This window comes from Micromonospora sp. NPDC049048 (genome assembly GCF_043197615.1).
In the GTDB taxonomy this organism is placed as follows: Bacteria; Actinomycetota; Actinomycetes; order Mycobacteriales; family Micromonosporaceae; genus Micromonospora.
Genome location: NZ_JBICTM010000003.1, coordinates 644,513 through 668,384 on the forward strand (window position 1 = coordinate 644,513; position 23,872 = coordinate 668,384).

The window sequence follows — 23,872 nt, forward strand, 5'->3', positions numbered from 1 at the left end:
TCTATATCCATTCCGGTGGTTGCGGCAGGGGACCGTCGGGGGTGACGGTCAACACGGTGCCGGGGCTGCGGCCGATCAGCCAGGCGGCGAGTTCGGGGGCGGCGCCGGTGACCGTGGGCGCGCTGGCCCGCTCGCCGACGACCAGTTCGTGCCGGCTGCCGTCGAAGCGCAGCACCATCGGCGGCACGTCGGCGCGGCCGGCGAGGTCGCCGGCCACCTCGTGCAGCAGCCGGTGACCGAACGCCTCGGGCCAGTCGGCCGGGCGGTAGCCGGCGTCGAGGTCCACGTGGTGCACCTCGATCTCGCGCAGCCGGCCCCACACCAGCATGGCCGCCGGCCAGGGGCCGCGCCGCGTCTGGACGGTGGCCGCCCACGCCTCGACCGGCATGGCGGCGACCGCCTCGGCGAACCGGTCGGCCGAACGGCGCAGGTCGTCGAGGTGGGCCTCGGGCGGGCGGGGCGCGCCGGCCTCGATGTCGGCGTCGCGGGCCGCCGCGGAGGCGTACATCGGGATCGCCTCGCCGGTGCGCGCCGAGGTGAGCAGGTTGACGAAGCCGTCGGCGTTGCGGGCCAGATGGGCCAGGACGTGCCCCCGGCTCCAGCCCGCCAACAGCGACGCGGCGGCGAGGTCGGTGCCGTCGAAGGTGGCCGCGGTCCGCAGCAGACGGTCCGTGGCCGCGTCCACCTCGCCCGTCAGCAGGAGCGGATCCGTGGTCACCCACCGACCCTATCCGCCGGGTGGCCCGGCGTCGCCGGGGAAATCGCTTTCGGCGCGTCGCGGCGCGTCCTACCGTCGGCGTCGAACGCGGCACCGGAACGGCGGGGGAGGTGGTGACCATGCCGGTAGCAGCAGCACGCGTGCGTCAACCGCTCCGACACCGATGAGGATGCCATGACCATCGACCTGACCGCCCTCGGCTGGGACGCCGAGCGGGCGGCACACGTACCACGACGCGGCGGCCACCGTCCCGGCCGGGTGGCCCGGGTGGACCGCGGTGTCTGCACCGTGCTCTGCGCGGACGGCCCGGTCCGCGCCACCCTGGGCGGGGCGGTCCTGGCCGCCGCCGCGCGCGACCTGACCCTGCTGCCCTGCGCGGGCGACTGGGTGCTGCTGGGCACCTGGCCCGACCGCAACGTCACCGTGGAGGCGGTGCTGCCGAGGCGCACCGCCCTCGTCCGGCGCACCGCCGGCAAGGACGCCAGCGGCCAGGTGCTGGCCGCCAACCTCGACGCCGCCGCAGTGGTGGAACCGGTGCACCCCGAGCCGGACGTCGGCCGGATCGAACGGCTGCTCTCCCTGGCGCACGAGTCCGGCGCCCGGCCGCTGGTCGTGCTCACCAAGGCCGACCTGGCGGCCGACCCGCGGGCCGTCGCGCGTCAGCTCGCCGGGGTGGCCCCGGGGGTGCCCGTGCTGGCCGTCAGCGCCGAGCACGGCACCGGGCTCGACCCGCTGCGCGCCGAGGTGGCGCCTGGCCGCACGCTCGGCCTGCTCGGCCCGTCCGGCGCCGGCAAGTCGAGCCTGGTCAACGCGCTGGCCGGGGCGGCGCTGATGCCCACCCAGGCGATCCGGCGCGTCGACGGCAAGGGCCGGCACACCACCACGTGGCGGGCGCTGCTGCCGGTGCCGGGCGGCGGCGCGGTGCTGGACACCCCGGGCGTACGGGCCGTCGGCCTGCTGGACGGCTCGGCGGGCCTGGACCGGGCGTTCGCGGACATCGCCGAGCTGGCCCTCGGCTGCCGGTACGCCGACTGCGGGCACGACGGGGAGCCCGCCTGCGCGGTGCGCGACGCGCTGGAGAGCGGCGAACTGCCGGTGCGGCGCTGGGAGAGCTGGCGCAAGCTCCAGCGGGAGCTGGCCTTCGAGAGCCGGCGGCGGGAGGTCCGGCTGGCCGCGCAGCGGCGTGGCGGTTGGCGGCGCGGGCGGCGACCCACCGCCCGCCCCTGACGTCCCGGGCGGCGGCAGCGCTGTCCCGGGCGGCAGCGCTGTCCCGCGCGGCGGCGCGGCTGTTGCCCCTGATGTCCGGGACGGCAGCAGTACGTATGTTGTGAGACATTGGTGCCCATCGAAGGGTTGTGTCCCTTCCCGTGGAATGGGAGCCACATGCGTACACGATGGTTGGGGGCCCTCCTCGCAGGGCTGCTGCTCGCCGGAGCGTCGGGCCCGGGGGCGGCCCAGGCGCAGGCGGAGAAGCGCGTCCACAACGCGATGCAGATCGTCTTCAGCACGTCGAACCTCGACGCCTTCTGCACCATCGGCGCGGTCGGCGAGGACGACTACGGGCGTGAGATCGCCATCTCGGCAGGCCACTGCGTCACCGGCCCCCAGTACGCCGACCGGGAGATCCACGAGAACATCGCCCCCGTCTACCACCGGCAGGACGTCGCGTTCGGCCCGATCGGGTACGTGCGCTACTTCAAGGACCCCGAGGGCTCGATGACCGGCCATCTGACCAAGGACTACATGGTCATCGAGCTCGTGCCGGGGGTGACGCCGTCGGCGCAGGGACCGCACCTGCGGCAGACGGGTGAGCTGGAGGTTCCGGGCGGTGCCGTCAGCCCGAACGCCCTCAGCCCGGCACTCGACAACGAGCGGCTGCTCGGGGCCGCGCTGTTGAACAACAACGAGCTCGTGGTGTCGGGGCAGCTCGGCGTCTGGTACGGGCGGATCACCAACAACAGCAGAGGCGTCTACCAGTGCTGGGCCAGGCACGCGGCGGGTGACTCGGGCGGGCCGGCGATCTGGCACGTGCCGGGCAGTGCCTACCCGTCGGAGCAGAACGGGTTCCAGGCCGAGGGGCCGTGGGCCGGGATCACCAAGGCGATCATCCTGGGCGTGCCGCAGTACGCGTACACCAGCTCGGCCAACATCCTGGCCGACCTGCGGGCCCGCGACGCCGCCGACCCCGCCGACGTCTACGGTGCGGGTTTCGAGGTGACCGACAACCCGTAGGCGGCCGACCAGGGGCACCGCGGGAGGGGCCGGAGGTCGACCCGTCGAGGCTGATCGTGGCGGGCTTGAGCTGGGGCGACGAGTCGGCGCGGGAAAGTGTCGTAGCCCGGAGCTAGAGTTGCCGGGGCGCTTTCCTGCGCTGACTCGACCGCTCAGGGTGCCATCAGAGCGGGACAGATCACCTCATCCTCGTCAACCCTGGAGTACTCGGACAGTGGCCGACCGACTGATCATCCGTGGCGCGCGCGAGCACAACCTGCGTGACGTCAGTCTCGACCTGCCCCGGGACGCCCTGATCGTGTTCACGGGGCTCTCGGGGTCGGGCAAGTCGAGCCTGGCCTTCGACACGATCTTCGCCGAGGGGCAGCGCCGCTACGTGGAGTCGCTGTCGTCGTACGCCCGGCAGTTCCTCGGCCAGATGGACAAGCCGGACGTCGACTTCATCGAGGGCCTGAGCCCGGCGGTCTCCATCGACCAGAAGTCGACCTCGCGCAACCCGCGCTCGACGGTGGGCACCATCACCGAGGTCTACGACTACCTCCGGCTGCTCTTCGCCCGCATCGGCGAGCCGCACTGCCCGGTCTGCGGCGAGCGGATCTCCCGGCAGACCCCGCAGCAGATCGTCGACCGGGTCCTCGCGATGGCCGAGGGCACCCGGTTCATGGTGCTCGCGCCCGTGGTGCGCGGCCGCAAGGGCGAATACGTCGACCTCTTCGCCGAGCTCCAGGCGAAGGGCTACGCCCGCGCCCGGGTCGACGGCGTGGTGCACCCGCTGACCGAGCCGCCCAAGCTGAAGAAGCAGGAGAAGCACACCATCGAGGTGGTGATCGACCGCCTCACGGTCAAGCCGAGCGCCAAGCAGCGGCTGACCGACTCCGTCGAGGCGGCCCTGGGCCTGTCCAACGGCCTGGTCCTGCTCGACTTCGTCGACCTGCCGGAGGACGATCCGGAGCGCGAGCGGCGCTACTCCGAGCACCTGGCCTGCCCCAACGACCACCCGCTCGCGATCGAGGACCTGGAGCCCCGGGTCTTCTCCTTCAACGCGCCCTACGGCGCGTGCCCCGAGTGCACCGGCCTGGGCACCAAGAAGGAGGTCGACCCCGAGCTGGTCGTCCCCGACCCCGAGCGCACCCTGCGCGAGGGCGCGATCCAGCCCTGGTCGACCGGGCACAACCTGGAATACTTCCTGCGCCTGCTGGAGGCTCTCGGCGCGGCCGAGCACTTCGACGTCGACACGCCCTGGCGGGCCCTGCCGTCGCGGGCGCAGAAGACGATCCTGCACGGCTCCGACGACCAGGTGCACGTGCGCTACCGCAACAAGTTCGGCCGTGAACGCTCCTACTACACCGGCTTCGAGGGCGTGGTGCAGTGGATCGAGCGCCGGCACACCGACACGGAGTCGGAGTGGTCGCGGGAGAAGTACGAGGGCTACATGCGCGACGTGCCCTGCGCGGCCTGCGGTGGCGCCCGGCTCAAGCCCGAGGTGCTCGCGGTCACCCTGGCCGGCAGGAGCATCGCCGAGGTCTGCAACCTGTCCGTCGGCGAGGCCGCCGACCTGCTCGCCGGCATCGAGCTGACCGACCGGCAGAAGATGATCGCCGAGCGGGTGCTGAAGGAGATCAACGCCCGGCTGAAGTTCCTGCTCGACGTCGGTCTCGACTATCTCTCCCTGGACCGCCCGGCCGGTACCCTCTCCGGCGGCGAGGCGCAGCGCATCCGGCTGGCCACCCAGATCGGCTCCGGCCTGGTCGGCGTGCTCTACGTCCTCGACGAGCCGTCGATCGGGCTGCACCAGCGCGACAACCACCGCCTGATCGAGACCCTGGTCCGGCTGCGCGGCCTGGGCAACACGCTGATCGTGGTCGAGCACGACGAGGACACCATCCGCACCGCCGACTGGATCGTCGACATCGGCCCGGGCGCGGGCGAGCACGGCGGCGAGATCGTGCACAGCGGTTCCGTGCCGGCGCTGCTGGAGAACCCGGAGTCGATCACCGGGGCCTATCTGTCGGGTCGCCGGTCGATCCCGATCCCCGGGGGGCGCCGCCCGCAGACGCCGGGCCGCGAGCTGGTGGTGCACGGCGCCCGCGAGCACAACCTGCGCAACCTGACCGTGTCGTTCCCGCTCGGCCAGCTCATCGCCGTCACCGGGGTCAGCGGCTCCGGCAAGTCCACGCTGGTCAACGACATCCTCTACGCGGTGCTGGCCAACCAGATCAACGGGGCCCGGCTGGTCCCCGGCCGGCACACCAGGGTCTCCGGCCTGGAGAACGTCGACAAGGTGGTCGGCGTCGACCAGTCGCCGATCGGGCGTACGCCGCGCTCCAACCCGGCCACCTACACCGGGGTCTGGGACCACGTCCGCAAGCTCTTCGCCGAGACCACGGAGGCCAAGGTCCGGGGGTACGGCCCCGGCCGGTTCTCGTTCAACGTCAAGGGCGGTCGCTGCGAGGCGTGCTCCGGCGACGGCACGATCAAGATCGAGATGAACTTCCTGCCCGACGTGTACGTGCCGTGCGAGGTCTGCAAGGGCGCCCGCTACAACCGGGAGACCCTGGAGGTGCACTACAAGGGCAAGACCGTCTCCGACGTGCTGGAGATGCCGATCGAGGAGGCGGCCGAGTTCTTCTCCGCCATCCCGGCCATCCACCGGCACCTCAAGACGCTGGTCGACGTCGGCCTCGGCTACGTCCGGCTCGGCCAGCCCGCGCCCACGCTCTCCGGCGGCGAGGCGCAGCGGGTCAAGCTCGCCTCCGAGCTGCAGAAGCGCTCGACCGGGCGGACGGTCTACGTCCTCGACGAGCCGACCACCGGCCTGCACTTCGAGGACATCCGCAAGCTGCTGATGGTGCTCGAAGGGCTGGTCGACAAGGGCAACACGGTGATCACCATCGAGCACAACCTCGACGTGATCAAGTCCGCCGACTGGCTGATCGACATGGGCCCCGAGGGCGGTCACCGGGGCGGCACGGTGCTCGCCACCGGCACCCCCGAGGAGGTCGCCGAGGTGCCCGAGAGCCACACCGGGCAGTTCCTGCGGCAGGTGCTCAAGCTCGGCGGCGAGGCGAAGGGTGCGGCGGCGGCTACCTCCCGGGCGGCCAAGGCCAACGGCGCCAGGTCCCGCGCCCGGAAGGTGCCGGCCGGGGCCCGCTGACGACACCCGCCGCGCGCTGGACGCCACCCGCTCGACGCGCAGCCCGTACGCGGACGGGAACCGCACCACCGCGCGGGAGAGAGAACCGCCGACCGGGGCCGCCGGGTGGGCCGTGGGCCTGCCGGGGCGGCCCGCGGTCGCCGGTCGGGTGAACCGTCGGGCAGAGTGATCCGTGTAACCGAGTGTCGCCGCAGATCACGACCAGGCAGCGGCAGCCGAGAGAAGGGCGAGGCATGAGTGACGATCAGGAGCTGACCGGGCCGGCGAGGACGCGACGCGCCCTCCTCACGGGCGCGGGCGCCGTCGGCGCGGCGGTGGTCCTGGGCGCCTGCGGCAGCGACGACTCCGGCGACGCCGGGGCCCCGACCAGCGGCGGCCCGCCGGTGCCCAGCACCGGTGACGCCGGCGGCGGCGACCGCCAGGGCGCGCAGTCGCTGGCCCGTACGGCCGACATCCCGGTCGGCGGCGGCACCGTCTATCCCGCCCAGGGTGTGGTCATCACCCAACCCCGCGAGGGCGAGTTCAAGGCGTTCGACTCGATCTGCACCCACCAGGGCTGCCCGGTGACGAACGTCGACGGCGGCACCATCAACTGCACCTGCCACTTCAGCAAGTTCTCGATCGAGGACGGCTCGGTCAAGGGCGGCCCGGCCACCAAGCCGCTCCCGCCGAAGAACGTCAAGGTCACCGGCGACCAGATCTCGCTGGCCTGACCCTCCGGGCGGGGCCGGCGACCCGGACGAGGGCCGCCGGCCCCGGCCCTTCGAGTCAACCCTTGGTCGCCGGCCCCGGCCCCTGGTCGCCGGCCCCTGGTCGCCGGCCCTTGCCCCGCCGGCCCTTGCCCGCCGGCCCTTGCCCCGCCGGGGCGCTGGCGCCGGTCAGTCCGCCGGGGCGGTCGCGCCGGCTTTCGGCCGCTGGTCCGCTGGCGGCGGGTCGCGCAGGGCGTTCGGCGGCAGGCGCCGCTCCAGCAGCAGGATGCCGGCGACGCCGGCGGCGTTGAGCAGCGCCAGCGCCAGCCAGGGCGCGGCGGTGCCGACCTCGTACAGGGTGCCGAAGAAGGCCGGCGCGAGCATCGAGGCGATGGCGAACGAGTACTGGAAGGCCGCCAGGTACCGGCCCCGGGCGGCGACCGGTGCGGCAGCCGCGGCCAGCGCGGCGGACGCCGGCGCGTGCACCACCTCCGCGACCGTGAACAGCAGCGTCGCCGCGACCAGCAACGCGGCCACCACGCCGAGACGCCCCGGGCCGAGGGTGGCCATGGCGAGTCCCCAGAGCGTCCACAGGGCCGCCGCCAGGGCGACCGCGCGGGTGCGGCGGTGACGCGGCAGGCGGGCGCCGACGGGCGCGGAGAGCAGGGCGACGAGGAAGGCGTTGCCGGCCAGGACGCCGGAGGTCAGCCACGCGGGGCCCCGCAGGTCCGTGAGCATCACGGTGGGCAGGGCCAGGCCGAGCATCATGCTGCTCAGGGCGAAGACGGTGTTCAGGCCGATGAGGGCAAGGAACGGCCGGTCCCGGACCAGGGCGGCGTACCCGCCCCGGCCGGAGTCCGCCGGGCGGGCGGCGGGCGGCGGGACCCGCACGCAGGCGGCGATGAGCACGGCGGCGAGGGCGAAGCAGGCCGCCGCCGCGTAGGCCACCGCGCGGTAGGTGCCCGCCCGCCCGTCGGCCACCACCACGCCGGTGGTCAGGCCCCCCACGGCCAGGCCGGCCGTGCGGGCGCCGTTGCTGATCGCGTACCAGGTGTCGCGGGTCCAGCCGCCCGGACTGCCGTCGGCGTGGTCGGCGACCGCCGTGAAGACGGTGGACCAGAAGAACCGCACGCCGACGGCGACCAGCGCCGCCGCCACGAAGACGCCGACCGGTCCCCGCACCCAGGCGTACGCCAGATAGCCGGCGGCCTGTAGCAACTGGGAGGCGACCACCACCGGCAGCGCCCCCAGCCGGTCGGCCAGCGAGCCCGCCCACAGCGGCACCGGCAGGGTGAGCACGGTCGCCGCGCTGAGCAGCACCCCGAGCAGCGCCAGGGGCACGTCGGTCAGCCGCAGGAAGTACACCAGCGACAGAGGCAGGAACAGCCCGTTGCCGATCGAGTCGACGGTGAGGGCCGCCACGAGGACGGCGGCGCCCCGGCTGCGTGTCGCGGTGTGCGCGTCCACGTCCCCGTGCCTCCCCCTCGCCTCGGATCGCCAGGGGCGGATGCTAGCCGAGGGCGTGTGGGGCGGGCACGGGGTTTCCGGGCCGGGGTCGCCGCCGTCGCTGCGGTCAGCGGGCGTACACGGACAGCTCCCACAGTGAGAAGCCGTACTCGGTGGCGCGGGTCAGCCCGTGCAGCCGCACGTACCGGGCGGTCGCGGTGGGGAAGGCCAGCACGTCGGTGCCGCCGTCGCCGGCCGTGGTCGACCAGGCCGTGCGCCAGGTCGTCCCGTCGGCGGAGACCTCGATCCGGTACGACCTCGCGTACGCCGCCTCCCAGGCCACCACGACCCGGCCGACCGGTTGGGCGGAGCCCAGGTCGACGGTGAGCGTCTGGTTGTCGTTGCGGGAGCTGGCCCACCGGGTGCCCAGGTTCCCGTCGACGGCTCGGGCGGCGGGATAGCCGAGCTGGGTGCTCGACGCGGTCACCGCCCGGCCGGCGGCCAGGTTGGTCAGGTCGTCTCCGCGCCGTGCGGGGAACGAGACGACCTGCTGGAAGGTGGGTCGGTTCTGCCAGGCGATCGGGTCGTGCGTGATCCCGCCCAGCGGCGACTGGACGATGGCGTCGGCACACCACTGGTCGCCGGCGGCGCAGGTCGAGTCGCCGGGGTAGGTCTGGGCGGCCGGGGTCGCCGCCGCGCTGCGCAGGGTGTCGAGGAGGACCTGCCGGCAGCCGGCGAGGGTGCCGCCGCCGCAGTGGGTGCGGCCGAGGCCGCCGGAGACCGGGTCGCCGAGCACCGCCCGCAGATCCTTGTCGACGTAGCCCCACCAGCCGTACTGGAACGCCGAGCCCTTGTGGGTCTGGGCGCCGTTCGCCGAGCCGGGCGCGTCCGACGCGTCGCCCTGCTGAAGCCCGGAGGGGGACTCGTTGATCTGCATGGCGCTGACCAGCGACTGGTACAGGTCCGCGCCGAGCGGCGCGGCGAACATCCCCCGCACCAGCAGCGGCCACCAGGCGTCGAAGGTACGGATCGCATCGGCGTGCCGGTACACCTTCGAGCCCTTGGCCGTCTCCACGCGCAGCGCGCCGTCCGCCCGCCACGCCTTCAGCCGGCTGATCTCGGCGGCCAGGGCGGAGTCGGTCACGGGCTGGCTCTCCAGCACCCGGATCAGCTCGTCGAGCACCTCGATCCCGCGCAGGTCGGTCAGCCCGGCACGCTCCACCAGTTCGGTCAGCGACGCCCGGTCGTACTTCTTGCCGGCGGCGAGGCCCGCCCGCAGCGGCCGGTCGAGCAGGTCGCCCCGGTGCACCGCGCCGAAGCTGAAGTTGCCGTCGGCGGCCCCGAAGTCCTTGGCCTGCTTGTTGTTCCAGTTGACGTAGTAGTCCTGGTCCACCGAGCGGGGGTGGGCGGACAGCGGGGCGTACGTCGCGGTGTTCGTCGCCGGCTGGTAGCCCTGCCACTCGTACGCGGGCTCGGCCTTCATGGGCAGGTTCGGGTTCGACCCGGCGGCGCGTACGGGGTTGAGCCCGGAGGTGAAGAACGCCGACTGGGTGGAGTTGACGTAGAACCAGTTGAACGCGTACTCGACGTTGTGCGCCGAGGTGATGAAGGCGTCGGCGGAGCCCATCACGGCGGGGTCGTTGAACATCTGGAAGCCGATCGCGGAGTCGGCCTCGTGCCGGTACGTCGAGCGGAGCTGGGTGAAGGCGTGCGGCTTGCCGCCGACGGTGCCCCGCCAGGCGACCAGGCCGAGGTTCGTCCGCCAGGCCACCAGCGTGTACGACCCGGCCGGGGTGCTGTCGGCGACGGTCGGGCTCCACCGGTTGGTCCGGGTGAGCCGCTCCATCGCCACGCACTGGCCGCGGTAGAGGTAGCGGTTGCTGGTGAGGGTGGGCGTGCTGCCGTCGGTGGTGCACAGCGGCACCGCGTACGTGTCGGTGATGTCGTGGGTCGACGAGGTGGCGCTCCAGGCGTAGTCCTGGCCCCGGCCGAGCAGCACGTAGAGGTTGAGGCCGGCGAACGCGGCGCCCCGGGCGCTGATCCCGGGGCCCTGCAACTCCTGCACCATCAGCAGTTGGGGGGCGAAGTAGCCGGTCTGCGGCCCGAACACGGCGACGGGATGGCCGGACGTGGTGTGGGCGCCGGAGACGACGGCCGCGTTGGACATGCCCCGGTGGGCCGGGTCGATGGTCAGCCCGGACAGCGCGGCGGCCAGCTGCGAGCTCTGGTTGGAGGTGCTCGCGGCGGTGGCGGAACCGGTGGGGTCGGTGTAGATCGGTTCGCGCCTGGCGGAGCCGGCGTCGGGCAGCACCACGCTGGCGGCGTCCGGGGAGGCCGCACCGTACGGGAAGCTCTGCCCGTCGTGCAGGGTCAGCACCGCCTCGGGGTCGTTCTGGCCTCGGAAGGCCGCCCACACCCGGTCGCCCTCGGTGGGGCCGTACTTGGCGCGGGCGGCGATCCGGACGAGCGCGGACTGCATCTCGTTGCCGCCCCCGCCGCCGAACAGCCCGCCGACGACCCCGGCGATGGCGATCAGGTCGGACATCGTGAACGGCTCGGGGCCGCCCTTGTTGGTCACCGCGTCGAGGTGCCCGGTCAGCACGTACTCGCCGGGGCAGTTGCGGTTGGCCATGCACACGCCGATGTAGGCGTTGACGCCCGCGATGTACTCCCGTACGTCGGCGTAGAGCTGCTCGCCGCGTGGTCCCTTGGCGCGCAGGGCGTTCACCTGGGCCTCAAGGTCCGCGTCGGTGTACGGCGAGTTGCTCCAGACGCTCTGCTCCAGCGCCCGGTTGCCGGGCGCGCCGCCCGCGAACGGGGTGAGGGTGCCGCGGCCGACGTGGCGCAGCAGGTCCATGGTGAACAGCCTGTCCTCGGCGCCGGCGTAGCCGGCCCCGTACATGGTGCCCGCCCGGGTGGTGCCGGTGACGTGTGGGATGCCGAGGGCCTTGTCCCGCACGATCCGCACGTCGGAGCGGGGGGAGTAGTCGCGCTCGACCTGCCCGGCCGGGACACCGAAGGAGGCGTCGTTGAAGAAGCTGCCGATCTGGTCCTCGCGTAGCCCGGCGTAGCCGTAGACGAGGTCGGCGTAGCGGCCGAGCTGGTCGGCGGAGTGCCGGGGCTTCGTGCCGAGGGTCTGGTGGGCGAGGATCTCGACGAGGGTGGCGTTGCCGTTCTGGCCGGGCGGCACGATGTCGGCGCACTCGCCGAGGCAGTAGTCGTTGGCGGCGAAGGAGGTGGTCGTGACGGCGGTGGCGGCCGGAGCACCGGTCGCGACGGGCGGTGTGGGGACGGCGACGAGCAGGGCCGCGACGCCGACGGCGGCGGTCGCGCCGGCCAGCAGCCGGCGCGCGGGACGGGGACGGGACATGGTGATCCTCCGAGGGGTGGGGATCAGGACGTGGGACGGGGGCCGATCGTGAAGAACATTCAGTTGTCGAATCGTATGTGGAGCGACGCGGTATTGGAAGGCGTCGATCGTGGCGTCGTCCGGGATCTGCCCGTGCGCATTGAGCTGGCCGGATCGATTCGATAGCCTTCGATCCCCAGGCTGGTTCCGGTCGGACCGGTCGCACCGCCGAGAAGGGACGCCGGATGAGATCCGCCCGTCTGACCGCCTCCGTGGCGCTGGCCGCCGCCCTGGCCGCGACCCTGGTCGCCCCGTCCGCGCCGGCCGCCTCGGCCGCCGGCACCTCCGCCCCGGCCGCCGTCACCTCCGGTGCCTTCTCGCTGCTCACCTACAACGTGGCCGGCCTGCCCGAGCCGCTGTCCGGTAGTAAGCCGGACGTCAACACCAGGCCGATCGGGGAGCGGGTCAACGCCTACGACATCGTGCACGTCCAGGAGGACTTCAACTACCACGCCGACCTGTACGCCACCGACCGGCACCCGTACCGCACCCCGACCAGCGGCGGGGTGCCCTTCGGCGACGGTCTCAACACGATGTCCAACCACCCGGTGGCCGACCTGGTCCGGGTCACCTGGGACGACTGCAACGGCTTCGACTGCCTCACCCCGAAGGGCTTCAGCCGCTCCCGGGTCCGGCTGGCCGAAGGGGTCTTCGTGGACCTCTACGACGTGCACGCCAACGCCGGCAGTGCCGAGGCCGACCTCGCCGCCCGGCGGTCGAACCTCAGCCAGCTCTCCGCGTACATCGCGGCCAACTCCGCCGGCAACGCCGTGATCGTGGCGGGCGACCTCAACGCCCGCTACACCCGCGCCGGGGACAACGTCCGCGACCTGGTGGCCGCCAACGGCCTCACCGACGCGTGGGTGCAGCAGGAACGCGGCGGGGTGCCCCCGGCCATCGGCAGCCCCGCGCTGAACTGCGACCCGGCGAACGTCACGAACGCCTGCGAGGTGGTCGACAAGATCCTGTACCGGAGCAACCGGCTGGTCCGGCTGACCCTGACGCGCTACCACAACGAGCACGCCCGGTTCCTCGACCCGGCCGGCGAGCCGCTGTCCGACCACTATCCGCACGCCGCCTGGTTCGGCTGGACCCTCGCCAGCGGGCTGCGGGCCAGCGACACCTGGGGCGGTCCGGGCGGCACCCCGTTCAGCGACGCCGACCGGGTGGGCCCCCGGGTCACCGCCGTGTCGCTGCGCGGCGGCTCCCGGCTCGACCAGGTCGGCGTCGGCCTCGCCGACGGCGTCACCCTCACCCACGGCGGCACGGGCGGCACCGCGGGCACCCTCGCGTTGGCCGAGGGCGAGCACGTCACCCAGGTCACCCTCACCCAGGGGAAGAAGGACGGCAAGCTGCGGATCTTCTCCGCCCGGTTCACCACCAATCTCGGGCGTACGCTGACCGGCGGCACGCCGACCTCCGACGCGGTGACCTACACCGCCCCGACCGGCGGGCGGCTCGCCGGCTTCTTCGGCCGCTCCGGCAGCGAGGTCGACCAGCTCGGCGTGATCTGGACTGTCGGGGCCGGCGGCTAGTCTCGGAGTGTGGCTGACCCCTCGACCTACCGTCCCGCGCCCGGCACCATCCCGGAGTCACCGGGGGTCTACCGTTTCCGCGACGGCACCGGCCGGGTGATCTACGTCGGCAAGGCGAAGAACCTGCGCAGCCGGCTGAATTCCTACTTCGCCGACCTGTGGGGCCTGCACCAGCGCACCCAGCAGATGGTCACCACCGCCGAGTCGGTGGACTGGGTCACGGTCGGCACCGAGGTCGAGGCGCTCCAGCTCGAATACACCTGGATCAAGCAGTACGACCCGCGTTTCAACGTCCGCTACCGCGACGACAAGTCCTACCCCTACCTCGCGGTCACCCTCGACGAGGAGTTCCCCCGGTTGCAGGTGATGCGGGGCGCGAAGCGCAAGGGGGTGCGCTACTTCGGGCCCTACTCGCACGCCTGGGCGATCCGCGAGACGCTCGACCTGCTGCTGCGGGTCTTCCCGGCCCGCACCTGCTCGGCCGGGGTGTTCAAGCGGGCCAGCCAGGTCGGCCGCCCCTGCCTGCTGGGCTACATCGGCAAGTGCTCGGCTCCCTGCGTCGGCAGCGTCACCCCGGAGCGGCACCGGGAGATCGTCGACGGCTTCTGCGACTTCATGGCCGGCCGCACCGACACGATGGTCCGCAGGCTGGAACGGGAGATGACCGAGGCCAGCGAGGAGTTGGAGTTCGAGCGGGCGGCCCGGCTGCGCGACGACGTGGCCGCGCTGCGCCGGGCGATGGAGAAGCAGACCGTGGTGCTCGGCGACGGCACCGACGCCGACGTGGTGGCGTTCGCCGACGACCCGCTGGAAGCGGCCGTCCAGGTGTTCCACGTCCGCGACGGCCGGGTCCGTGGCCAGCGCGGCTGGGTGGTGGAGAAGACCGAGGAACTGAGCACGGGCGATCTGGTGCACCACTTCTGCACCCAGGTCTACGGCGGCGAGCAGGGCGAGGCCGACGTGCCCCGCGAGTTGCTCGTGCCGGCGCTGCCCGCCGACGCCGAGGCCCTGGCCGACTGGCTCTCCGGCCACCGGGGCAGCCGGGTGAGCCTGCGGGTGCCGCAGCGCGGCGACAAGCGGTCGCTGCTGGAGACCGTCGAACGCAATGCCAAGGACGCCCTCGCCCGGCACAAGCTGCGCCGGGCCGGTGACCTGACCACCCGGAGCAAGGCGCTCGACGAGATCACCGAGGCCCTCGACATGCGCACCTCGCCGTTGCGCATCGAGTGTTTCGACATCTCCCAGATGCAGGGCACCGACGTGGTGGCGAGCATGGTCGTGTTCGAGGACGGGCTGCCCCGCAAGAGCGAATACCGCCGCTTCATCATCCGGGGCGCCACCGACGACCTCTCCGCGATGTCGGAGGTGCTGCGCCGCCGCTTCGCCCGCTACCTGGACGCCCGGGCCGAGACGGGCGAGGCGGGTGTCGAGCCGACCGACGATCCGGCCGCCCCGGCGGGGCAGGGTGTGCCCGACGAGCCCGGCGTCGGCACTCTCATCGACCCGACCACCGGGCGTCCCCGCAGGTTCGCGTACCCGCCGCAGCTGGTGGTGGTCGACGGCGGCGCGCCGCAGGTGGCGGCGGCGGCCCAGGCCCTCGCGGAGCTGGGAGTCGACGACGTGGCGCTGTGCGGCCTGGCCAAGCGGCTGGAGGAGGTCTGGCTGCCCGACGACGAGTTCCCGGTCATCCTGCCGCGCACCTCGGAGGGGCTCTACCTGCTGCAACGGGTACGCGACGAGGCGCACCGCTTCGCCATCACCTTCCACCGGCAGCGGCGCTCCAAGCGGATGACCGAGTCGGCGCTGGATCGCGTGCCGGGCCTGGGGGAGGTGCGGCGCAAGGCGCTGCTGCGGCACTTCGGCTCGCTCAAGCGGCTCTCCGCGGCCACCGTGGAGGAGATCACCGAGGTGCCCGGCGTGGGCCGGCGTACGGCCGAGGCGATCCTCGCCAGCCTGCACGGCAGCGACAACGCCGGGTCGCCGCAGCGGGGCCGCTGACGCGGGCACGAGCGGGAGGGGTCAGCCCTCACCGCAGGGCGTCGAGCGGGAGGGGCCAGCCCTCACCGCAGGGCGTCGAGATCGACGGGCGCGCCGGGCAGTTCGCCGAGCCGCGCCGGGCCGGTCAGGAGCGCGTCGAGCATGAGACGCAGGTACCGTCCGGGCTGGACGCCGACCTGCCCCGGCAGTCGGTCGGGGTGGCAGGCGAAGAGGTTGAGCAGTCCCACGACGTCGCCGGTGCCGATGTCGGGGCGTACCACCCCGTCCCGCTGCCCACGGCGGACGAGGTCGTCGACGAGTTCGAGCCACTCGTGGCGCGCCCGGGCGAACGGCGGGGAGGCGTGGAACCGCTCCGTGGGCACGTCGGCGAGGGCTGCCGCGAGGGCGCCGCGGCCCGGCTCCGCACACCAGTCGACCAGCCCGCACAGCGCCGCCCGGACGTCCTGCTCGGCCTCGCCGAGTTCACGGGTGACGGCCACGAGGTCGGTGACGTACTCCTCGGCGATGGCGGCGACGAGGGCGTCGCGGGTGGGGAACCGGCGGTAGAGCGTGCCGATTCCGACGCCGGCCCGGCGGGCGATCAGGTCCATCGGGGCGGCGAGTCCGTCCTCCGCGAAGACGGCACGGGCGGCCGAGAGGATCTTGGCGAGGTTGCGGGAGGCATCCGCCCGCAGCGACCCGGCTCCCGACTTGTCGCGCTTCACCTGACCCCTATCCGGAATGCAGCCCTCCGGTTATTCTATCCCGCGAAACCGGAGGGCATCATTCCGCTTAGGAGGTAGTCGTGATCGTGGTGATGGGGGCGTCGGGACAGATCGGCCGGGCCCTGATCGAACGGCTCGACCGGTGGGATGCGCCGCGCCGCGCGTTCGTCCGGCAGCACCAGCAGGGCGCGCAGTTGGGCGGCGACTACGTGCTCGGCGACTTCGACGATCCCGACTCGATCAGGCGGGCCCTCGCCCCGGGAGCGCGACTGCTGTTGAACGGCTCCCTCGGCCCGAACTTCGTCGACCAGCAGCGCAGGATCATCGACCTCGCCGCCGAGGTGGGCATCGCCCAGGTGGTGAAGGTGTCGGTGCGGGACGCCGCGCCCGGTGGGCTGCTCGGCCAGGGCATGCACGGCGAGGTCGAGACACATCTGAAGCGGTCGGGGCTGCCCTGGACGATCCTGCAGCCGGTGGGCTTCATGCAGAACCTCCCCGCCGACGTCGTGTCCGCCGACGGCGAGGGCCGGTTCCACGGCAGCTACGGCGCGGGCCGGGTCGGCTACGTCGACGCCCGGGACGTCGCGGCGGTGGCCGCCGTCGTGCTGACCCGGCCCGTCGGGGAGGACGCGACGCTGGTGGTGACCGGTGCCGAGGCGCCGACGCACGCCGAGATCGCCGAGGTGATGAGCGCGACCCTGGGCCGGCCCGTGCGGTACGTCGACCTGACCCCGTCCGAGATGGCCGAGCGCCTCCGCCGAGCCGGGATGCCGGCCGGCCTGGCCGACGACCTCGCCGCGCTGATGAGCCTCGTCGGCGACGGGCGTTGGGCCGGCACGACGAGCGTCGTCCGCGACGTGACCGGTCGCCCGCCCCGCACCCTCGCCGAGTTCGTGGCCGAGCACGCCGACGCCTTCCGCTGACCACGTCGTGACGCCGAAGCAGAGGGGCGGACGAGGCGCACCTCGGCCCGTGGCGCCCCGGCCTCAGCCACCGGGAACCGGCCGAGGCCGGTCACCTTCGCCCGGGAGAGCCGCTCGCCCCGGCGGCGATGGTGTCCGCCGCCGGGGCGAGACGCCGGCTGCGGCGGGTTCAGGCCGGCCCGGCCCCGTCGGCGAGGACCGTCAGGATCTGCTCGCCGTACTTCGCGAGCTTGTTCTCGCCCACGCCGCTGACGGCGGACAGCTCCCGCAGGGACGTCGGCGCGTCGGTGGCGATCTGCCGCAGGGTGGCGTCGTGGAAGATCACGTACGCCGGGACGCCCTGTTCCTTGGCGGTGGCCCCCCGCCAGGCGCGCAGCCGCTCGAAGACCTCGGCGGCGGCCGGGGACAGCTCGGCGACGACCGTGGCCGCCCCACGCGGCTTGGCCGCCCGCGCGGAGGCCACCTTCTCCGGCTCGCGGCGCATCATCACCGTGCGGCGGCGGCCCAGCACCTCGGCGCTCGCCTCGGTGAGGGCCAGCGTGCCGTAGTCGCCCTCGACGGCCAGCAGCCCTTCGGCCAGCAGTTGCCGTACCACGCCGCGCCACTCGGCCTCGCGCAGCTCGGTGCCGATGCCGAAGACGGTCAGCGAGTCGTGGCCGTACTGGGTGATCTTGTCGGTGGTGCGGCCGAGCAGGATGTCGACGCAGTGCCCCGCGCCGAAGCGCTGGTTGCGTTCCCGGTCGAGCCGGAAGACCGTGGAGAGCAGCTTCTGCGCCGCGACCGTGCCGTCCCAGGACTCCGGCGGGCTGAGGCAGGTGTCGCAGTTGCCGCAGGCGGCGGTCGCCTTCTCGCCGAAGTAGTCGAGCAGCTGCCCGCGCCGGCAGCGGACCGTCTCGCAGAGCGCCAGCATCGCGTCGAGGTGGGCGGCGAGGTTGCGCCGGTGGGTGAGGTCCCCGTCGGAGGTCTCGATCATCTTGCGCTGCTGCACCACGTCCTGCAGCCCGTACGCCAGCCAGGCGGTCGACGGCAGCCCGTCACGCCCGGCGCGGCCGGTCTCCTGGTAGTAGCCCTCGACCGACTTGGGCAGGTCGAGGTGGGCGACGAAGCGGACGTCGGGCTTGTCGATGCCCATCCCGAACGCGATGGTCGCCACCATCACCAGGCCGTCCTCGCGCAGGAAGCGCTGCTGGTTGCGGGCGCGGGTCGCCGCGTCCAGGCCGGCGTGGTAGGGCAGCGCGGCGACACCGTTGGCGGTGAGGAACTCCGCCGTCTTCTCCACCGACGCGCGCGACAGGCAGTAGACGATGCCCGCGTCGCCGGGGTGCTCGTCGCGCAGCAGACCGAGCAGCTGCTTGCGCGGCTCGCGCTTGGGCACGATCCGGTACTGGATGTTGGGCCGGTCGAAGCTGGCCACGAAGTGCCGGGCGTCGGTGAGCTTGAGCCGGGTGGCGATCTCGTCGCGGGTCGCGCTGGTCGCGGTGGCGGTCAGCGCGATGCGGGGTACGTCCGGCCAGCGCTCGTGCAGCATCGACAGGGCGAGGTAGTCGGGGCGGAAGTCGTGCCCCCACTGCGACACGCAGTGCGCCTCGTCGATGGCGAACAGGGCGATCCGGCCCCGGTCGAGCAGCTGCTGCACACCGCGGGTGCCCAGCGCCTCCGGGGCGAGGTAGAGCAGGTCCAGCTCGCCGCCGACGAACGCCCGCTCCACCTCCCGGCGGGCGTCGAGATCCTGGGTGGAGTTCAGGAAGCCGGCCCGGACGCCGACCGCGGTCAGCGCGTCGACCTGGTCCTGCATGAGCGCGATCAGCGGGGAGAGCACCACCGCCACGCCGTCGCGGACCAGCGCCGGGATCTGGTAGCACAGCGACTTGCCGCCGCCGGTGGGCATCAGGACCAGCGCGTCGCCGCCGGCCACCACGTGGTCGATCACCTCCTGCTGGAAGCCGCGGAAGGCGTCGTAGCCGAACACCCGGCGCAGCACCTCCAGGGCGTCGGAGGTACGCAGGTCGGTGGGGGAAGCCATCCGGGGATTCTACGAACCCTCCCCGACAGCCGGGTGAACCGAGCGGGCGGGTCGCGCCGGACCTCGACGGGCCGGACCACGGCGTCCCGGTCCGGCGGCTCCGGGGCGCTCAGTCGGGCTGGGCGGACCTCTTCGCCAGTCCGCGCGGCGGGGCCTTCATCCCCACCACGATGTCGACGATCTCGATGTAGCGGCCCTTGTTGCCCGTCCGGAACGCCGTGGCCGCCGCGTTGATCTCCTCCAGGGTGTCCGCCTCGACCATGGTCACCTGGTCGTAGCGGCCGTTGACCCCGGTGCAGACCACGTGGGTGAGCTGCTTCGCGAAGCGCGCCAGGTCGCGGGCGTGCTCGGCGGAGATCTCGTGGATGCCCTCCTGGCCCAGGGCGAAGTACTCCGGGCTGATCCTCATGAGCAGGAAGCCGACGTATTTGTTCTTTTCCGCCAGATCGTGCACTGTGCCTCCCCGGAAAATGGCCGCCACCTGCGGCGATGGCGCTAAGCGTATGGATGCTCACTGATCGTCATCAAGGTGTCCGCCTGTCGGGAGCGCGACCCTCGCGCCGCAGGTCGCACCGCCCGTGGCGCGCTCGCCACCGGGGCGGCGACGTGGCGCGGGGCGTGCCGGCGACGCGGGGACGGTGCGGGATAGAGTCGCTGATTGACCATGCGCGGCCGGGGGTGTCGGCCGCGGCGCCACGGCTTGGGGGTAGTCAGGTGGGCGAGTCGCGTACGGCCGAGGAACGGAGCGTGACAGTGACCGGGCAGCAGACACCGGCGGAGTCGGACACCACCCTGGTGGTGGTCACCGGGCTCTCCGGCGGCGGTCGCAGCACGGTGGCGAGGGCGCTGGAGAACGTCGGGTTCTACGTGGTGGACAACCTGCCCCAGGCGCTGATGCTCGACATGGCCGAGCTGGCGTTCAAGGCGGGCGGGGCGGCCCGGCGTACGGCGATGGTGCTGGACGTGCGCTCGCGCGCCTTCTCCACCGACCTGGCGGGGGCGATCCGGGAGCTGAAGGAGCGCGGCTTCTCGCCCCGGGTGGTCTTCGTCGACGCCGACGACGAGGTGCTGATCCGGCGGTTCGAGAGCGTCCGGCGCTCGCACCCGTTGCAGGGCGACGGGCGGCTCGCCGACGGCATCGCGGTCGAGCGCGGCCTGCTGGAGGAGGCCCGCGACCAGGCCGACGTGATCATCGACACCAGCCACCTGAACGTCAACCAGCTGCGCCGCCGCGTCGAGGAGCTCTTCGGCGGCGAGGACGCCCGCCGGCTGCGCCTCACCGTGCTCTCCTTCGGCTTCAAGTACGGACTGCCGCCGGACGCCGACTTCGTGCTCGACGCCCGGTTCCTGCCCAACCCGTACTGGGTGCCGGAGTTGCGCGAGCACACCGGGCGGGAGGAGGCGGTCAGCTCGTACGTGCTGGGGCAGGAGGGCGCGGACGCCTTCGTCACGTCGTACGCCGACCTGGTCAACGCCACCACGGCCGGCTTCGAGCGGGAGGGCAAGCGCTACCTGACCGTGGCGGTCGGCTGCACGGGCGGCAAGCACCGCAGCGTGGCCATCGCCGAGGAGTTGGCCGCCCGGCTGCGCCACTCGGGTCTGGCGGCCAACGCCCAGCACCGCGATCTGGGGCGCGAGTGACGGCGACGCGCGTGGTCGCCTTCGGCGGCGGGCACGGCCTGTCCGCCTCACTGCGCGCCCTGCGCCGCTGCGCGCCCGAGCTGGACCTGGACATCACGGCGGTGGTCACCGTCGGCGACGACGGCGGCTCCAGCGGCCGGCTGCGGGCCGAGCGGGGCGGCCTGCCCCCGGGGGACCTGCGGCAGGCGCTGGTCGCGCTGGCCGGGGACCACCCGGCCACCCGGCGCAGCGCGAGCCTCTTCCAGCACCGCTTCGCCAAGGTGTCCGCGCCCGGCGCCGACGAACCGGCCCGTGCCGGCAGCGGACCGGGCGGTCGCCGTCCCGACGTCTCCGCTGCGGGCAGGGCACCTTCCCCCGTGGCGGGGGCCGGGGCGGCCGAGGCTGCGCGGGAGAGTGGCGACGGATTGGCCGGGCATGCGGTGGGCAACCTGGTGCTCTGCGGGCTGATGGAGCTGCTCGGCGACCCGGTGGCCGCCCTGGAACACGCCGGCGCGATGCTCGGCGCGGTGGGCCGGGTGCTGCCGATGTCGTGTGAGCCGGTGGGCATCGAGGCGCGGGTGCGCGGCGCCGATCCGCGCCGGCCGGACGAGGTGCGTACGGTCACCGGTCAGCACCAGGTCGCCGTTACCACGGGGCGGGTGGAGTCGTTGCGACTCACCCCGGCCGCGCCGGAGGCCTGCCCGCAGGCGGTGGCCGCGATCGGCACGGCCGACTGGCTGATCTTCGGCCCGGGCAGTTGGTACACGAGCGTGCTGCCGCACCTGCTGGTGCCGCAGCTCGCCGCCGCTGTCGTCGCCAGCCCGGCGCGGCGGCTCGTCACGCTGAACCTCGCCGCGGAGAAGGAGACGTCGGGGCTCTCCCAGGCCGACCATCTGGCCGCGCTGCGCGCCTATCTGCCGGAGCTGAGGGTCGACCGGGTGGTCGCCGATTCCAAGGCGGCGGGTGACCCCGAACCGGTCGCCCGTGCGGCAGAATCGCTGGGTGCCCGCCTGGTCCTCGCTCCCATCGCGGTCACCGACGGCACTCCCCGTCATGATCCAGCCGCCCTGGGCGCCGCACTGGTGCCTGTCCTGGGCGCCGATCGTTAGACACGTACGTAATCTCCGGCGACACGCCGGAACAGGTCCGTGAGGGGACGCACAATGGCGATGACGGCTGCGGTCAAGGACGAGCTGAGTCGGGTCGACGTGCCCAAGCCCTGCTGCCGGCGGGCGGAGATGGCGGCGCTGCTGCGCTTCGCCGGCGGGCTGCACATCGTCTCCGGTCGGGTGGTGGTGGAGGCCGAACTCGACACCGGGGCGGTGGCCCGACGGCTGCGGCGGGAGATCGCCGAGGTCTACGGCTATCCGAGCGAGATCCACGTGCTCGCGTCCGGTGGGCTGCGCAAGGGCAGCCACTTCATCGTCCGGGTGGTCAAGGACGGTGAGGCCCTCGCGCGACAGACCGGGCTGCTCGACGTGCGGGGGCGCCCGGTGCGGGGCCTGCCGCCGCACGTCGTCGCCGCGAACGTCTGCTGTGCGGTGTCGGCCTGGCGCGGCGCGTTCATGGCGCACGGCTCGCTGACCGAGCCGGGTCGCTCCAGCGCGCTGGAGATCACCTGCCCCGGCCCGGAGTCCGCGCTGGCCCTGGTGGGTGCGGCCCGGCGCATCGGCATCACCGCCAAGAACCGCGAGGTGCGTGGCGTGGACCGGGTGGTGGTCAAGGACGGCGACGCGATCGCCGCGCTGCTCACCCGGATCGGCGCCCACTCCAGCGTGCTGGCGTGGGAGGAGCGTCGGGTGCGCCGCGAGGTGCGGGCCACGGCGAACCGGCTGGCCAACTTCGACGACGCCAACCTGCGCCGCTCGGCGCGGGCCGCCGTCGCCGCCGCCGCCCGGGTGACGCGGGCGTTGGAGATCCTCGCCGACGACGCGCCCCACCACCTCACCTCGGCCGGCCGGCTGCGTCTGGAGCACCGGCAGGCCTCCCTGGAGGAGTTGGGCGCGTTGGCCGACCCGCCGTTGACCAAGGACGCGATCGCCGGCCGGATCCGCCGGTTGCTGGCGCTGGCCGACAAGCGGGCCCGGGACCTGGGCATCCCGGATACGGAAGCAGCCGTCACGCCCGACATGCTCGTGGTCTGATAGGACGGAGCGGGTCGACGGTGTCGGTGGGATCACCACCCGGCGCTGCACTGCGCCGCACGCTCGGATAAGGTCGCTGCGTACGGCAAGGAGGCCGGCACAGGCACTCCTCGCCGTGCACACCGCCTCGGGCGGTCAGGTCCTTCGAGACCGCGGCGGGGTGGCCGAGATGAACCGTCAACGGCCGGCTCCAACGGTCGGCGCACACACCTCCGCCGGCCCGGGTCTTACGCCGGCGGACCAGAACGCAAGGAGATGGGACCTGTGACCATCCGGGTTGGCATCAACGGCTTCGGCCGGATCGGCCGCAACTTCTTCCGGGCAGTGCTGGCGTCCGGCGCTGACATCGAGGTCGTGGCGGTCAACGACCTGACCGACAACGCCACGCTCGCCCACCTGCTCAAGTACGACAGCATCCTGGGCCGCCTCCCGCACGAGGTGAAGGCCACCGCCGACGAGATCACCGTGGGTGGCAAGACCATCAAGGCGTACGCCGAGAAGGACCCGTCGAAGCTGCCGTGGGGCGAGGTCGGCGCGGACGTGGTCATCGAGTCCACCGGCTTCTTCACCGACGCCACCAAGGCGAAGGCGCACGTCGACGGCGGGGCCAAGAAGGTCATCATCTCCGCCCCGGCGAAGAACGAGGACGTCACGGTCGTCATGGGCGTCAACCACGACCAGTACGACCCGGCCAAGCACACCATCATCTCGAACGCCTCCTGCACCACCAACTGCCTCGCGCCGATGGCGAAGGTCCTGCACGACACGTTCGGCATCCAGCACGGCCTGATGACGACGATCCACGCGTACACCCAGGACCAGAACCTGCAGGACGCGCCGCACTCCGACCTGCGTCGGGCCCGCGCCGCCGCGCTGAACATCGTGCCGACCTCGACCGGCGCGGCGAAGGCGATCGGCCTGGTGCTGCCGGAGCTCAAGGGCAAGCTGGACGGCTACGCGCTGCGCGTGCCGATCCCGACCGGCTCGGCCACCGACCTGACGGTCGACGTCAACCGGGAGACCACGGTGGACGAGGTCAACGCCGCGCTGAAGGCCGCCGCCGAGGGCCCGCTCAAGGGCATCCTGGTCTACAACGACGACCCGATCGTCTCCGCCGACATCGTCACCGACCCGGCGTCGTGCATCTTCGACGCGCCGCTGACCAAGGTCGTCGGCAACCAGGTCAAGGTCGTCGGCTGGTACGACAACGAGTGGGGCTACTCGAACCGCCTGGTCGACCTGGTCAAGCTGGTCGGTAAGTCCCTGTGAGTGAGCCG

17 protein-coding genes are annotated in these 23,872 nt (G+C 73.0%); 11 read left to right on the plus strand and 6 right to left on the minus strand.

Features of this window, described 5'->3' with window-relative positions; translation table 11 throughout:
* Position 1: 1 nt before the first annotated feature.
* Positions 2 to 718 (minus strand): maleylpyruvate isomerase family mycothiol-dependent enzyme, encoded by a 717-nt coding sequence (locus ACGFIG_RS13555; RefSeq protein ID WP_393002444.1) that lies wholly within the window; start codon positions 716 to 718, stop codon positions 2 to 4.
* Between the two features lie 174 nt (positions 719 to 892).
* Here ACGFIG_RS13555 and rsgA point away from each other — a divergent pair, with 174 nt between their 5' ends.
* The 4 genes from rsgA to ACGFIG_RS13575 all read left to right on the plus strand — a co-directional run bounded on the left by rsgA (position 893) and on the right by ACGFIG_RS13575 (position 6,817).
* The gene (rsgA, locus tag ACGFIG_RS13560) at positions 893 to 1,945 is read left to right on the plus strand and encodes a ribosome small subunit-dependent GTPase A (RefSeq protein ID WP_393002446.1); all 1,053 of its coding nucleotides are present in this window, start codon (positions 893 to 895) and stop codon (positions 1,943 to 1,945) included.
* A 156-nt stretch (positions 1,946 to 2,101) separates the two neighbouring features.
* The gene (locus tag ACGFIG_RS13565; RefSeq protein WP_393002448.1) at positions 2,102 to 2,950 is read left to right on the plus strand and encodes a hypothetical protein; all 849 of its coding nucleotides are present in this window, start codon (positions 2,102 to 2,104) and stop codon (positions 2,948 to 2,950) included.
* A 214-nt stretch (positions 2,951 to 3,164) separates the two neighbouring features.
* Positions 3,165 to 6,104, plus strand: a complete 2,940-nt coding sequence (gene uvrA, locus ACGFIG_RS13570; RefSeq protein WP_393002450.1) for an excinuclease ABC subunit UvrA — start codon at positions 3,165 to 3,167, stop codon at positions 6,102 to 6,104.
* A gap of 233 nt (positions 6,105 to 6,337) precedes the next feature.
* On the plus strand, positions 6,338 to 6,817 hold the full coding sequence (locus tag ACGFIG_RS13575) for a Rieske (2Fe-2S) protein (RefSeq protein WP_393002452.1): 480 nt from the start codon (positions 6,338 to 6,340) through the stop codon (positions 6,815 to 6,817).
* 165 nt (positions 6,818 to 6,982) lie between these two features.
* On the opposite strand, the gene ACGFIG_RS13580 is transcribed toward ACGFIG_RS13575, so the two are convergent.
* Both ACGFIG_RS13580 and ACGFIG_RS13585 read right to left on the minus strand, forming a co-directional pair.
* Positions 6,983 to 8,260 (minus strand): MFS transporter, encoded by a 1,278-nt coding sequence (locus ACGFIG_RS13580; RefSeq protein ID WP_393002454.1) that lies wholly within the window; start codon positions 8,258 to 8,260, stop codon positions 6,983 to 6,985.
* 106 nt (positions 8,261 to 8,366) lie between these two features.
* Positions 8,367 to 11,609: a penicillin acylase family protein gene (locus ACGFIG_RS13585; RefSeq protein WP_393002456.1), complete on the minus strand. Its 3,243-nt coding sequence runs from the start codon at positions 11,607 to 11,609 to the stop codon at positions 8,367 to 8,369.
* 224 nt (positions 11,610 to 11,833) lie between these two features.
* Between ACGFIG_RS13585 and ACGFIG_RS13590 the strand changes: the two genes are divergently transcribed.
* Both ACGFIG_RS13590 and uvrC read left to right on the plus strand, forming a co-directional pair.
* Complete coding sequence (locus tag ACGFIG_RS13590; RefSeq protein WP_393002458.1) at positions 11,834 to 13,183, plus strand: jacalin-like lectin; 1,350 nt, start codon at positions 11,834 to 11,836, stop codon at positions 13,181 to 13,183.
* 9 nt (positions 13,184 to 13,192) lie between these two features.
* Positions 13,193 to 15,181, plus strand: a complete 1,989-nt coding sequence (gene uvrC, locus ACGFIG_RS13595; protein ID WP_393002460.1) for an excinuclease ABC subunit UvrC — start codon at positions 13,193 to 13,195, stop codon at positions 15,179 to 15,181.
* Between the two features lie 62 nt (positions 15,182 to 15,243).
* On the opposite strand, the gene ACGFIG_RS13600 is transcribed toward uvrC, so the two are convergent.
* Positions 15,244 to 15,885: a TetR/AcrR family transcriptional regulator gene (locus ACGFIG_RS13600; RefSeq protein ID WP_393002462.1), complete on the minus strand. Its 642-nt coding sequence runs from the start codon at positions 15,883 to 15,885 to the stop codon at positions 15,244 to 15,246.
* An 80-nt stretch (positions 15,886 to 15,965) separates the two neighbouring features.
* Here ACGFIG_RS13600 and ACGFIG_RS13605 point away from each other — a divergent pair, with 80 nt between their 5' ends.
* Entirely contained in the window at positions 15,966 to 16,808 is an 843-nt protein-coding gene (locus ACGFIG_RS13605) for an NAD(P)H-binding protein (protein WP_393002464.1), read from the plus strand.
* A gap of 169 nt (positions 16,809 to 16,977) precedes the next feature.
* Here the strand turns inward: ACGFIG_RS13605 and recQ are convergent, their stop codons facing one another.
* Positions 16,978 to 18,831: a DNA helicase RecQ gene (recQ, locus tag ACGFIG_RS13610; protein ID WP_393002466.1), complete on the minus strand. Its 1,854-nt coding sequence runs from the start codon at positions 18,829 to 18,831 to the stop codon at positions 16,978 to 16,980.
* A gap of 109 nt (positions 18,832 to 18,940) precedes the next feature.
* Positions 18,941 to 19,285, minus strand: coding sequence for a hypothetical protein (locus ACGFIG_RS13615; RefSeq protein WP_393002468.1), 345 nt, complete (start codon positions 19,283 to 19,285; stop codon positions 18,941 to 18,943).
* A 299-nt stretch (positions 19,286 to 19,584) separates the two neighbouring features.
* On the opposite strand from ACGFIG_RS13615, the gene rapZ reads away from it, so the two are divergent.
* From rapZ to gap, 4 genes are all read left to right on the plus strand, one after another.
* Positions 19,585 to 20,472 (plus strand): RNase adapter RapZ, encoded by an 888-nt coding sequence (rapZ, locus tag ACGFIG_RS13620; RefSeq protein WP_393002931.1) that lies wholly within the window; start codon positions 19,585 to 19,587, stop codon positions 20,470 to 20,472.
* Entirely contained in the window at positions 20,469 to 21,560 is a 1,092-nt protein-coding gene (locus ACGFIG_RS13625; RefSeq protein WP_393002470.1) for a 2-phospho-L-lactate transferase CofD family protein, read from the plus strand. Before rapZ ends, ACGFIG_RS13625 begins: the two co-directional genes overlap by 4 nt.
* A 54-nt stretch (positions 21,561 to 21,614) precedes the next feature.
* The gene (gene whiA, locus ACGFIG_RS13630; RefSeq protein ID WP_088992890.1) at positions 21,615 to 22,595 is read left to right on the plus strand and encodes a DNA-binding protein WhiA; all 981 of its coding nucleotides are present in this window, start codon (positions 21,615 to 21,617) and stop codon (positions 22,593 to 22,595) included.
* A 264-nt stretch (positions 22,596 to 22,859) separates the two neighbouring features.
* Entirely contained in the window at positions 22,860 to 23,864 is a 1,005-nt protein-coding gene (gene gap / locus ACGFIG_RS13635) for a type I glyceraldehyde-3-phosphate dehydrogenase (RefSeq protein WP_393002472.1), read from the plus strand.
* Positions 23,865 to 23,872 lie beyond the last annotated feature (8 nt).